At 36.9% G+C, this 13,013-nt stretch carries 13 protein-coding genes; 8 read left to right on the top strand and 5 right to left on the bottom strand.

Annotation, left to right across the window (positions count from 1 at the left end):
• The first annotated feature begins 13 nt into the window (after positions 1-13).
• On the top strand, positions 14-634 hold the full coding sequence (locus tag HO345_RS07615; RefSeq protein WP_253682320.1) for a hypothetical protein: 621 nt from the start codon (positions 14-16) through the stop codon (positions 632-634).
• Positions 615-1,436 (top strand): hypothetical protein, encoded by an 822-nt coding sequence (locus HO345_RS07610; protein ID WP_253682319.1) that lies wholly within the window; start codon positions 615-617, stop codon positions 1,434-1,436. Before HO345_RS07615 ends, HO345_RS07610 begins: the two co-directional genes overlap by 20 nt.
• 14 nt (positions 1,437-1,450) lie before the next feature.
• Here the strand turns inward: HO345_RS07610 and HO345_RS07605 are convergent, their stop codons facing one another.
• The 5 genes from HO345_RS07605 to HO345_RS07585 form a co-directional block, all read right to left on the bottom strand.
• Entirely contained in the window at positions 1,451-1,993 is a 543-nt protein-coding gene (locus HO345_RS07605; RefSeq protein WP_253682318.1) for an ATP-binding protein, read from the bottom strand.
• A gap of 16 nt (positions 1,994-2,009) precedes the next feature.
• Positions 2,010-2,348 carry an anti-sigma factor antagonist gene (locus HO345_RS07600; protein ID WP_010696721.1) on the bottom strand — a complete coding sequence of 113 codons (339 nt, stop codon included), beginning with the start codon at positions 2,346-2,348 and terminating at the stop codon, positions 2,010-2,012.
• A 25-nt stretch (positions 2,349-2,373) separates the two neighbouring features.
• Entirely contained in the window at positions 2,374-4,059 is a 1,686-nt protein-coding gene (locus HO345_RS07595; protein WP_253682317.1) for a PP2C family protein-serine/threonine phosphatase, read from the bottom strand.
• A gap of 73 nt (positions 4,060-4,132) precedes the next feature.
• Positions 4,133-4,810, bottom strand: coding sequence for a metallophosphoesterase (locus tag HO345_RS07590; protein ID WP_253682316.1), 678 nt, complete (start codon positions 4,808-4,810; stop codon positions 4,133-4,135).
• A gap of 10 nt (positions 4,811-4,820) precedes the next feature.
• Positions 4,821-6,194 (bottom strand): tetratricopeptide repeat protein, encoded by a 1,374-nt coding sequence (locus HO345_RS07585; RefSeq protein WP_253682315.1) that lies wholly within the window; start codon positions 6,192-6,194, stop codon positions 4,821-4,823.
• Positions 6,195-6,231: 37 nt separating this feature from the next.
• Here HO345_RS07585 and HO345_RS07580 point away from each other — a divergent pair, with 37 nt between their 5' ends.
• From HO345_RS07580 to aroC, 6 genes are all read left to right on the top strand, one after another.
• On the top strand, positions 6,232-6,972 hold the full coding sequence (locus HO345_RS07580; protein ID WP_253682314.1) for a tetratricopeptide repeat protein: 741 nt from the start codon (positions 6,232-6,234) through the stop codon (positions 6,970-6,972).
• On the top strand, positions 6,965-9,142 hold the full coding sequence (locus HO345_RS07575) for a tetratricopeptide repeat protein (RefSeq protein ID WP_253682313.1): 2,178 nt from the start codon (positions 6,965-6,967) through the stop codon (positions 9,140-9,142). Before HO345_RS07580 ends, HO345_RS07575 begins: the two co-directional genes overlap by 8 nt.
• Positions 9,143-9,219: 77 nt before the next feature.
• Positions 9,220-10,389, top strand: a complete 1,170-nt coding sequence (locus tag HO345_RS07570) for a DUF8084 family protein (RefSeq protein WP_010696731.1) — start codon at positions 9,220-9,222, stop codon at positions 10,387-10,389.
• Between the two features lie 24 nt (positions 10,390-10,413).
• On the top strand, positions 10,414-11,127 hold the full coding sequence (locus HO345_RS07565) for a hypothetical protein (protein WP_253682312.1): 714 nt from the start codon (positions 10,414-10,416) through the stop codon (positions 11,125-11,127).
• 126 nt (positions 11,128-11,253) lie between these two features.
• Positions 11,254-11,877: a tRNA (guanosine(46)-N7)-methyltransferase TrmB gene (gene trmB, locus HO345_RS07560; protein ID WP_253684595.1), complete on the top strand. Its 624-nt coding sequence runs from the start codon at positions 11,254-11,256 to the stop codon at positions 11,875-11,877.
• 26 nt (positions 11,878-11,903) lie between these two features.
• Entirely contained in the window at positions 11,904-12,989 is a 1,086-nt protein-coding gene (gene aroC / locus HO345_RS07555) for a chorismate synthase (protein WP_253682311.1), read from the top strand.
• Positions 12,990-13,013: the final 24 nt, after the last annotated feature.

The following is a 13,013-nucleotide window of genomic DNA, read 5'->3' as shown; positions in this document are numbered from 1 at the left end:
ATATAAATATTATATGAAGTTAAAAAAATACCGGATTATCTTTAGTTTTGTATTTCTTTTTAGTCTTTATAACGAAAGCGGAGCGGAAGAAACATCCTTTTCTACAGTATTGGAAGAGGCTAAAAAATATTTTTCGGATATCGACTGGACAGTATCCGAAACAATCTCAGCTTCTCCCATGGCCGAGCCCTTTACCGTAGACGAGGTAACAACGCAGAATTTGAGCTCCTATGGCGATACAAATTTAGAAGAAGGCTTATTTCCTTCTTTAGAAGGGCTTGGAATCTTGGACTATACCGGTATTGAAAAATCCGTGTTGAATTTTTTGGATAAATTAAGTTTACAATTTAAAGAAAACAAGGTGGATATAAGTCTTTGCTCAACAGAAAAACCTTTTTTACCTTATCTTATAAATTATAGGCTGGATTCTTTTAAGCCCATAGTTTCAGCCTTTTACGGCAGGCCTGAAAATAAGGCAGATCAAAAGGTAAAGACCCCGTTTAAATGCAATATTAGGGGAGAAGATAAAATATTTTATATTATCATTGAGGTCTACATCATTTTTAGTGAAGGAAAATGGTACTTGGACTCTTTTGACATTATTGGAGACACAAATGAACAAAGCTCTCAATAGAATCGAATATGAATATATTGTCGATACCTTTGTCAGAGAAAAGCCTCCTTTAAGCATCTTATGCAAAAATAACTTTGTAAAAATAGACTCTTCCTCTTATAAACTTATAGACGGTTATATTTTCTTTAAAGCGGATGAGGTTGAAGTAAACGATGATATAAAGGTTTTTTTTAATCATAAAAAACGCCCTCTTTATTTTTTTAGCCGAGTCGAACAAAAAGAGGGGATTACTGTTTTTAAGCTTTCAGATAAATTTTATAAACATGATGATGAGCTTAAAACCTGTCAAATTTCATTGTGGAATTCCGGAGGTTTTAAACTAAAAGCCGGTATTTCAAGCGATTTTCCTCTTAGCTTTCCCTATCCTCCGGTTGTAGACGATGAAGATAGTGAAGTCTTTTTTGGCCTTTGCTCCAAGATTTCCGGCTTAATGAAGCTAGATGCGGATAAAATCCCCGATGCTTTTTTCTATCGCCTTTACGATATAGCAATAAAACATAGGGCTCCGGATTTTAGCCCCTGCCTCTTATATATTGATGCAGAATTTATACTTATTTTTTGTATTGAGGAAAAGGCTAAAGAAATTGCAGCTCAAATTTCGGCTCAAATGGAAGTAGGATTAGGCCGCCGAAAAGTTAAATGCTCGTCAATATTTTCTTTTTTTCTTCCCAATCTTAATGTAAATTCTACAGGGGAAAGCTGCGGAGCTCTTTGCCTTACAATAAAAAACATCCACGAAGAAGATAAACGTTTTTTACACGAAAAAGCTCACGCCGGCAAATATGGATATCCGAATAATTGAGTCTTAATCCAATCTTATAGCGAAATACCGTGTTTCTTTTGAGGATATTTTTTTAACATCGCAACGCCGTTTTTTTTCTTGTTAAAAATAAAACCTCCGTCCCAATATTCAAGGGCTGCAAAGAGGGCGTTTCCTCCGTCATATTCATCGCTTTGGGATGTCCTAAAAGAAACATAGGCTCCAAGGTTTGCAAAGTCCTGCTTATGCAGACACTCCAAGCGTTTTTTATTGAATTCGTTCCACTTGTCGATTTCTTTAAAGCCTTCTCCTTCATCCTCGACTATTAAATGTGCGTGGGTAGAGCTGAATTCGTACCATACCTTGACTTTTTTGGACGGATTACATCTGTTTCCGTGTTTTACCGCATTTTTAATAATCTCGCTTATTTGCTGCTCCAATAGGTTGATTCCCTTTATTTCTAAGGGGGCTGATTGCACGATTAAGAGTGTAAAATATCTGATTTGCCTGAAATCAGAAGGAAATTCTTTATATAACATCCCTGTTTTATCGAATAAGGGGCTTTTTTCATCAACTTTAAGTTCTTTTATAGCTGTCATATTTCTGTCCTCCGCTTTAGCTTTCCATTTTTTGTAATGCTTCTTCCAAGCTGTTCGTTATGGGAAAATAGCCCATCAGCTTTGTCAGTTCTATAACCTTTTTCACGGAACCGTGAATATTGGTTATAAACAACCGCAGATTCATCTTTTTTACGGTAGAGCAGATATAAATCAATGCTCCTATTCCTGAAGAATCTATGTAGTCCACATCTTCAAGATTTATAATCATACATTTTATTTGACGCTCGATCATCTTCATAACAAGTTCTTTTAGTCTGTATGAATTGTATAGGTCCATTTCACCGCTTACATCAATAATGTAAACCTCTTTGTTTTTTCGGATTTTTAGTTCCATAACAATCTCCTTAGCAACCTCTTTATTACCTAGCCTTAATAATCAGCAAAGTGCGATCATCATGAGTCTGGGCCTTTCCTATAAACGAAGTCATGTCATTTTTTATTTTATTTACTATATCCTTTGAATTTTGGGAATAATTATCGGCTATTAATTGTGCGAGTCTGGTAGTTCCATACTGCTCGCCTGCGGCATTAAGCGTTTCGATAATACCGTCCGTATAAAGTGCTGCTACATCACCTTTTTTCAAAGGAACCTTTATACTTTTATATGTTGAACGGACGTCTATTCCTATGGGGTCCGTTTTTTGCTGGAATAATTCGATTTTATTTTTTTCATTGTTCCATATCATCATTGCCTGATTACCTGCCCCTATGAATTCTATTGTATTTGTTTTCTGCTCATAGGATAAAAGAGAAATACTCGCAAAGTGGTCTATATCTATCTTGCCGGTAATACCCTTATTGAGCCAGTCTAAAATAGATTCCATGTTTTGATCGGTGTTTGTTATAAGGTAGAGAATTGCCCTAATCATAATCATAATAATTGCAGATTGAATACTTTTACCTGCAACATCTGCAAGAACGATAAATACTCTTTTTTGTTGAACAATTACGTCATAATAGTCGCTGCAGATACCTCTCTCCTGTAAAAAATATTCTCCTATTTCAAGGCCGGGAACTTTTTTAAAGTTTTTAGGTAAAAGAATCTTTTGAATTTTTGCAACCGTATCGGTTATATTTTCAATTTCAGCATGTTCGGAAGCTTCGGATATACTTAAAGTAAGGTTAATCATTTCTGCCGCAAAATCCGATAAGTATTCTCCTATTTTGACTTCATTTTCTGAAAAAGAAACCTTATCCGGGCTACGGGATACGGCCGCCACTCCAACTACAACAGAGCTGACCATTAGGGGGAAGAATATTAGGCTTCCGTGCTGTAAAAATTTTTCGTTTCCATTGTTAGGAAGTAAGGGGCTGCCTTTACAATCTTTAATAAAGAGGGTTTTGCCTTTGGAGGCAACTTCCGTAAATATCGACTCACCCATCTCAAACCGCGCATATTTAAAGTTGGAAAATACGTGATCTTCTTTGCGTGCAAGGTCATCAGGTAATTTATAAGGCGGAGGAAAGGTTCCGGCCAAGGCCTTTACAGCCAAGACCTCTTCAAAACTTTGTACTGCAAGGACTACGGCTCCGTCAGCCGATAACTCCGTTAAAAAAGACTCTGTGATATATGGAAACATTTCGGATGAGATATCTTTTTTTCCTGCGATTAATCCATTAGTTTTTTGGAGTAAAAGGCGGGTTGTGTTTATAAGTTTACGTGCACGTAAAGATTCTTCAGAGGGGAGATTTTGTAATTTTTTAATATAATCTGCATTTGCCTTGTCTCTTTTTACTTTTTCTACTTGATCTTTCAGGTATATCTTTTCGGATAAGACCATACAGACAGTAAAAACAACGAGGACAACCGATAATCCTATATTTAACATCATATAGCTTTTAAAAAATACCGAGGCTGCAGCACTTATGCTTATTATAAACGCAGAGGCTAAGGTCGAATATGTCAACAAAACAAAGGGCCTTGATACCTCTCTAGCTTTCTTTTTGTTTATAGCCGTAATTCTTATGAGAAATAATAATAATAAAATAGTCAATACCGAAAGAGTAATCAATGCATAAAAATCAAGAGAATCAATTTCTTTCATTGTAGTAATTCTATCATCTAAAGGGAATATCGTCAAGATTTATTTTGAAAATAATGGTAACAATTTGTAAATTTTAGTGTAACTCCAAAATATGTCTGCTGTATGCGTTAATTATCTCGGTTTCTCCATACCTTGTGCTGCGGGATTGTTGAGGGTCATATATGTGAACCTGTCCATGTATAAGATATTTAGGTTTAAAAAAATTTATAAATTTGGTAAAACACTCAAAAGATTCTTGTTTGTTTTCTTCTTTTTCACCTTCAATCAATGGAGGACAGTGGGTTACTAAGATATCCAAATAGCGCCCGTATTTTATCTTATTAAAAAATAATGCCGGAATCATTTTTGAAAGCTTTCGCTTCATTTGTTTTTCCGTAAATTGATTTTTACCGTCGTTGTGCTTTTTAGCACCCGAAACGCCGGCGATTATCATGTTTTCATACTTAAGGCTTTTAAAACCTATATAGATTCCCTGATTGCTTTTTTTTGTATTTCCCTTTTTAAATATATTTACCTCTCCATCCTTTGTCTTTTCTGCCATTTCGGGATGATAGTGAGTGAGGGCTTTTAAGTGATGGCTTCCAAAAACAAAATAAAGCGGTTTATTTAAGGATGTTTGTACAAAGTCGAGGTAGTCGATCGGTAAATCTCCTGCCGATATTATAAAATCTACATCTCCGTATTTTTCTTTTATGTCTTTGCTGTAAATCATAGGGTCTATCTGGTCCGAAATACATAGAATTTTTTTCATTGTACGTTTCCTAAAATGTAAATTTTACTTTTTCAACTATTCTTTCAAGCTTTTGTCTGTCAATAAGGTTAAAGGGTCTGTTTTCTGCAAACTTTACCGCATCAGGCGAAAAAGTGCCGGATGTTATAATGTGAGAGGTTACAACGGCTTGTTTTTTCATCTCTTCATGTACGGATCGTAAAAAAGATTCCGTTATTGTGTGCCCATCCCTCGAAAAAATCAAAAGCTGAGGTTTTTTTCTTGTATTAAGCCATTGTTCCGAACCTTTTTCGACTGCAAGTATTGTACAGCCCATTTTTGTCTCTTTTAAGGCTTGAACCGGATAATCGAAGTACTGCTCGGTAATATCCCTGCACATTTTGAAAAAATCTTCCTTGATGAGGGTTAAATATTCTTTCATATGATCGTTGGTACGAAGGTCTGAATATTCGGCAAGTTTTTGAGCCGTGTTCCTGAATTTAGGATTGACTGTGCTTATGGCTTCCCATTGCTCTATTGCCTTATCTATGTCTCTTTGTTTTTCGTAACATTCCGCTAAAAGATATCTAGAATAAAGAACTTCAGGAGCCGAGGGCTGCTTTGAAGATTTTATCGCCCTAGTGAATTCGAATTCGGCCTTTTCAAGGCTGTTTGTTTCCAAGTAGCAGCATCCTCTTTCAAAAAAGCATTTTGTTCTTATCTCCTGCTTTCTTGCCGCTTTTTCAAGGGCTGAAAGAGCTTGGGCGTAGTTTTTTTTGCTTTTTAAGATTCTTCCGTGATAATAAAGGGTTTCACTATTATCAGGGGCTAATTTTAAGGCTGTGGCAATCGCCTTTTCGGCCTCAGGAATCTGATTTGCTTTAAAAAGTAAAAGGCCTAATGAAGCATAGGCTTCTGCAAAGCGTGAGTCAACTTCTATAGCTTTTTGAAAATAAGCTATTGCCTGATCCGACATGTTTTTATTTTCGTAAATTTGACCGGCCTGAAAATAAGGCTTGGGATTTTTCGGATCTTTTTTATTTAAAAGCATAAATTCCTTTAAAGCCTCGTCCGGTTGCTGGAATTTTAAATATAAATCTGCTATAATGGTTCTGAATTCGATTTCGGTTGCCGGATTGTTAAATACCGCTGTCTTGTTTAGAGTTTTAAACTCTATAAAGGCTAGATCTGCTTTTTTGTCTGCAAGGTAGGCCTTGCCCAAAAGGTATCGGGCTTCCGAATCTCTGGGATTTTTTGAGAGTATTGATTTTGCATCCTTGATTGCGGCTCCGTATTTTCCGGATTTTAAGTTCTTTTCGATTCTTGCTCTTTTTTTTGGAAAAAGAACCGATTTTAACAAAAAAATAATGAGAAAAATGAGGACCGCACTTATCGCTGCAATCAAAATAATCGTTAATGAAGACATATCTATATGGTATAGTTTTTGGGAGGGAATGTCAAATATGAAAACGCATTTTTATCGATTAAAATTAAAAAAAAGCATTTTTTTTGCTGCTTTTTTATCTTTTTTTTCATTGCTTTTTGCAGTAGATTATTTTGAAGAAGGTAAAAAACTTTTGTATTCTGATAAGCCTCAAGAGGCTGTTTCGGCTCTTTTTAAGGCTAGTCAGGAAGCGGGAACCCCTAAATCGGTTTATCTTTATCTTGGCGTTGCTTATTTTCGAATAGGGAAGTACAGTGAGGCCTTAACCTATCTTTCTCAAGGTAAGGATAAGGATATCCTCAACGGACATTTATATTATTACAATATAGGTAATGTTTATTTTTTACAAAATCAGTTTGAAGCCTCAGAGCTAGCTTATAATGAGGCTATTTCTTCAAACGGCCTCTATGCTCCGGCTTTTTTAAACAGGGCCAATACACGGATAAAACTGGAAAAACTTGAGGGTGCTTTACAAGATTATAAAATTTATTTAAACTTAAAACCTGATACGCTTCAAAGATCTTCAATAGAAAAAATGATATCGCTTTTGGAAGGCCTTGCCGAGGAAGCGGAAAGAGCGAGGGCCTTGGCTGAAGCAAAAAAGGCTGCCGAAGAGGCCGAGCGTTTGGCTGCTGAGGCGAGGTATAAAAAACTTATAGAAAATGTAAACGCCAACCTTTCTTCGGTTGACAATGCAGATGCCGTATCGGCAGGAGCTGACGATACAATAGATTATTCGGAGGAAAACGAACTTGACTGATTTTCAAAAATTCTTAATAGGTATTTTAGCGGGTATTTTTATAGCCGTTTTAGTTGTTGTAGGCATCTTATTTTTTACAAAGAGCAAGACTTCTGATTCCGCTGCTGCCGATACGCAGATCCTTGCTAAAATTGAGGCTGAAAAAGAAGAGCTTGCCCGTCTTCAAGAAAAAATAGCTAAAAAAGAAGCTGAGCTTGAACAGGCCAAAAAAGAAGCCGAAAAAGAAAGAGAGCTTTTAGAGGCGGAAAGCATTAAAAAAGCCGAGGAGATTAACAAGAATCTTGCCGCTGCATCTGAAAAAGAAAAAAAGGCTGCCGAAGAAGAAAAGAAAAGAAAGGCTGAAGAGGCTTTAAAAAGGGCGGAAGAAGCAAGAAAACGGCAAGAAGAGTTGATCAAGCAGCAACAGGTCTTAAAAGAAGCTGAAGCAAAGAAAAAAGCATCGATAGATGAAGCAAAAAAAATCGCTGCTGCCAAGGCTGAAGCAGACCGCAAAGCAAAGGCCGAACAAGAGCGTAAAGCCAAAGAAGAAGCAGAACGAAAGGCGAAGGCTGAACAGGAGCGCAAGGCAAAATTAGCAGCCGAACAAAAGGCAAAAGATGAAGCTGCAAAAAAGACAGCCGATGCAGAAAAAGAAAAAAAGAGGCTCGAAGAAGAAGCCAAAAAGAAGGCTGCTTTAGATGCGCAAAAAGCTCAAGAAGCTGAAAGACTTGCAAAGCAAAATGCCGATGCAAAGACCAGAGCTCAAATGGAAGAGGTTGAACGCTTGGTTTCCGAGGGAATAAATTTTTTAAAAAACGGAAATCTAAATTCGGCTCTTAGTACCTTTTCAAAGGCTTCATCTAAAATGCCCGATTCTGAAGCTTCATTTACTGCAAAAAAATATTTGGATATGGCTTCTGCTTTAAACGACTATGCTTCGGCACGTGAAGGAACCGGAGATGCAGAGAAAGCTCTTTCGGATGCCGATTCATACATAAAAAAATCCGTAAATGCCGACGGACAAAATGCAAGAGCTCATTATGTTTATTCTCAGATTGCAGACGCACAAAAACAGCCTCAGGTTGCCTTTGTAGAGTTGGAAAAGGCTCAAAGTTTGGACCCCGATAATTATTTATACAATTATGAACTCGGTAAAAAATATTACGCAAGAGGTCATTATCAAAAGGCAAAAACTTCCTTTGAAAGAAGCGTAAAATCCAATCCCAAATTCGATAGTGCTTTTTTTAATTTGGGAATGTCTTGCAGAAAATTAGGTTTGGAAAATGAAGCTTTTTCCGCTTTTTTGTCAGCCGTAAAAATAAAGCCCGACTACGTAAAAGCCTTTTTGGAAATGGCCCGTATACGCAAAGCCCAACGGAAATTTGATCAAGCTATAGAAAACTATAAAAATGCTGTTTCTTATGAGCCGGCTAATCTTCCGGCATTACGGGAAATGGCCCAAGTTTATGCGGATTTGGGACAAAATAATTTGGCCGAGCGTCACTTTAAAGAAGCTATCACTCTGGGTGAAGATGATGCCATAACCTATTATAATTTGGCAACGGTACAGGTTGATTTAGAAAAATATGGAGAAGCTCTGTCTAATGCGGAAAAAGCTTATAAGCTCAAACCTGCTGATGCAAGAGTTTTATATACATATGGTTTAACTTTAGAAAAAAACGGACGAAAATCTGAAGCCTATGATTATTACACACAGGCTGCATCTACAAATAAAAACTATGCTAAGCCTAGAATAAATCTGGGCCGTATGTATTTGGATGAGGGAAAATTCGGTGAAGCTGAAGAAAACCTTTTGGCAGCCTATAGGCTTGAACCCAATAATTTTGAAGTAAACACAAATTTGGGTAAGTTATACGGCTTAAAAGGAGACTACACCAAGTCGGTTAATCATTACTCCAATGCAGTAAAAAATCAGCCTCGTAATATTACGGCAAAGCAGAATTTGGCTGCTGCCTATATTTCTGCGGATCTAAAAGAAAATGCCGTAAGCGTTTATGAACAGATTATAAAGGTCGATACTAAAAACTGGGATGCTTATTATGAACTTGGTAAACTTTACATAAGTTTGGATAAAAAAGCCGATGCAAAGCTTATTTTGGAAGGCGTATTGAATAAAAATCCGAATTATTCAAAAGCATCGGAGATTCGCTCGATACTTTCATCCCTTTAATTAACCTATAGAATTTTTCATAAAATTATATTAGAATTAAAGATGTAGTTGATCGTAGTATAGGGAGAGAAGATTTTATGGCTGCAAGTGAAAAAAAAAGAATTTTGGACCTTCCATTAAAACTTATTTTGACTCAGGAAGGTTCTACATTCTTTATAAAAAGAAATAAAAAACTCCTTAAATTTAAGCTTGCCGGAAATATCGAAGAATACGGCATTTCTCTCGAAAAATTTATGCCTGAAACTATTCAACGTCTTCTTTTGGCGGATTATATCTCAAAGATTGAAATCTCAAAACCTGAGTTCGTTTCTTCACGGCAGGAGGTTATGGATCTTTCGAAACTTATAGTATATTCGGTTTTGTATAAGCAATATGATGATTTTATTTTTAAACAAATCTTAAACTCTCCCGTTATAAAAAAATGGAACAGGCAAAACCCTGCAAGTATAATTGACGAAAAAACCCACATAAACGAAAAGTATTTGGCAAATGTATTGCAGCAAAACGAAGAAATGATTTATGAAGCAAAACAGGAAATAGTAAAACCTCTTTTTTCTTTTATAACAAAGAATAATGCTCTATCTCCTGAAGAAAAAAATATTCAGCTTTTTTTGGCCGAAAAATTTTTAAATATGATGCGTCCGTTTACTTGGTTTATTATAACTAAATTTAGGATGCACAAGGATTTCGACCTGATTCTAAAAACAATACGGACTTCCCTTACTGAATACATGGATAAAACGAAGATTGCCGAGTACATAGCCTTGATGCTTATGGAACTTATTTTAAGTGCTGAAAACATGAATTTGCGTAAAGAAGCTTTAATTCTTTTTCCTGAATTGGATGACCCTCAAGAAGCTCTCTTTGATCCGGAAATACGCCGGCGGCTTGTTGCCGAACTTGAAAAAAAACAAGAGCTGGTATTTGTTTCATGGAAACTTGGAAGCGGAGGTGTTGCCTCGATAGGTACACAGGGCAAGCTTCAGGTTACCCTTTACAGTAAAAATGAACAGTCGGATGCCGTCAGGGCAAACTTAAATGACTTAAAGATGGCAGATGTCGACAAAAATTCTTTAATTGACTTTTATCGAGCCCTTCCTGAAGGTTCCGAAGATTTAAATTTGGGAATGTATTATATTTCTTATTTAAATGATGCTTGCGAAAAGGTAAATGTCCGCTTTGAATCGAGTGCAAACCGTTTTGAGGATACGGATCTTACCGTAATGAATATGTCCTTTATGTTTTAATATAAAGAAGTTGCGGATGATTTAATGAAAAAAAGCGTAAAAAAAGAATGGCTAAAAAAAACTTTGTTTTTTTTAATTGCCGCTCTTTTACTTTCATGTTCTTTTGATAAGCCCGAGATACCAGAACTTTCCGTAAAAATTTTAAAGATAGAAACAAATGCCGGAACAATTGAAGAAAGGCTTTCCGTATTTTTAAAGTACAGGGATGAAAACGGACGGAACGATTATTCTTCCATACAGCTGGTACATTTGGAATCGGGACTTACATGGGTTTTGAACAGAGAAAATACTTCCTTTTTTTCTTCCTCGCAGCTTAGAGCTTCGGATTCAGAAAAAACTCTATGGGCAGGCTCCAACAAGATAGCGTCGCCGTTTGGACAAATTCCTCTCGGAGAATACTCCGTTATATTGGAAGATTTATCTGGAAATAGGACTATAAAAAAACTTACCCTAAAAGAGCCTAAAATGCTTTCATCGATTCCCTTTGTCTTTCTGATTCAGGACGGAAGATGGCGGATTGAAACTTCCGACAATTCTACATTTAAAACTTTTTTTCTTATTCTTTTGGGAGCCGATAAGCAGCCTCTTTTTGTTCAAGATTTGCCGGAAGGTTCTAAACTTGAGGACTCTATTGCTTCCCTGATTGAAAAATATCCCGATGCCCGTTATATTCAATGCATGGCCCAAAATGCTCAAGGCGATACAGCCTATTTGACAAAGTACCATAGTTTGTACTAATATCAAAAAATGAATGAAGATATAATCGACGGCACGGATTCCTATAAAAATAAGGAAGTCATCGTGTGCTCTAATCTTAATCCTCATTTTCGATCTATAAAAACATTTGTTCTTAGGACAGGGCGAATGACTGAGGGACAAAAAAGAAATTATGAAGCTTTTTATGAAAAATGGTGTATTCCGTATACTGAAAAAAAAGTTGATTTTACGGTCCTTTTTCAAAATAATAATCCTGTAATCATAGAAATCGGGTTCGGCATGGGGACTGCAACTGCCCAAATTGCCGAGGATAATCCCGATAAAAACTATCTCGGTATAGAAGTTTTTAAGGCCGGAGTAGGAAAACTTTTAGGCGAAATAGAAGAAAAAAAATTGAATAATTTACGGATTATCGAACATGATGCAATTGAAGTTTTAGAAAATATGATAGATGATGAAAGTGTTGACGGCTTTCATATTTTTTTTCCTGATCCGTGGCAAAAAAAACGGAATCATAAAAGACGGCTTGTAAGAAGGCCTCGAACCGATTTGCTTTCAAAAAAATTAAAAAAGGGTGCCTATATTTATATGGTAACCGATTGGGAAAATTATGCAGAGGATGCCTTTGAGCAATTGAGCGAAACTCCAAATCTAAAATCCAAATACGAAAAATTCGCTCCAAGCCAAAGCTGGCGGCCTACAACAAAGTTTGAAAAAAAGGGCTTAAAAAAAGATCATGTGATAAATGAGCTCATATTTGAAAAAAATTAGGCAGTTTTGAAACTTGGAGGTGTGATATGGGGGCAAATTCTTTTGGGCGTTTTTTTACGGTAACAACTTTTGGAGAAAGCAGGAGTAGCGGGGTAGGGGCTGTAATAGACGGCTGCCCTGCCGGTATTCCTCTTTGTGCCGAGGATATTCAAAAAGAGCTTAACCGCAGAAAACCCGGCTCCTTAAGTCCTTTTTCTACAAAACGGAATGAAGATGACATTTGCGAAATTCTATCCGGTGTTTTTGAAGGCAAGACTCTGGGAAGCCCTATCGCCGTTCTGGTTAGAAACAAAGAAACCTCCTCCAAGGATTATGAAAACTTAAAAGATGTTTACCGTCCAGGGCATGCCGATTATGCTTATGATGTAAAATACGGGCATCGGGATTACCGAGGCGGAGGCCGCTCTTCCGGACGGGAAACGATAGGCCGGCTTATCGGCGGAGCTGCTGCAAAAAAAATGCTCGAAACCTTTGCTATAAAGGATGGTAAAAAGCCCATTGCTGTGCATGTAAGAGCCGAAGAAATTGCAGGTCTTAAAACAGGCCTTCCTCTTAAAGAAGATGATGCTCTGCCTGAGCCTATTTTTGAGAAACTGTCATCTCTAGCTTCTAAGGGAGATTCGGCCGGTTGTATTTTATCCTGTTCTGTTTTAAATGTTTCCGAAGGGCTCGGCTCTCCTGTTTTCGGCAAACTTGATGCGGTCTTGTCTCAAGCTTTAATGTCGATAGGTGCTGTCAAAGGCATAGAAATCGGAGGAGGTTTTTTCTCGGCTTCTATTACAGGCAGCGAGAATAATGACATTTCAAAAAATTATTCGGGCGGTATTTTGGGCGGTATTTCCTGCAATATGAGTTATCCTTTAAATTTAAACCATGAGGGTGCAAGAAAAGATGAAAACAGATGTCAGATAGATTTTAGGCTTGCCGTAAAGCCTGTTCCGTCAATCAAAATGAGCCAAGCCTCCTTTAACAAAAGAGGGGAGAAATGTACGCTTTCTGTTGGAGGAAATCACGACATCTGCCTTTTTCCTCGCATTGTGCCTGTGGTTGAAGCAATGTGTTATTTAGTTCTTGCAGATGCCTTTCTGGTTTCTAAGATAGAAAGATTTTAGCGTTTTTAAAAATTAGAAAACAAC

This window comes from Treponema denticola (genome assembly GCF_024181645.1).
Lineage (GTDB): Bacteria > Spirochaetota > Spirochaetia > Treponematales > Treponemataceae > Treponema_B > Treponema_B denticola_A.
The sequence above is the reverse complement of the archived record's forward strand: the minus strand, read 5'-3'. Positions and strand labels throughout refer to the sequence as shown.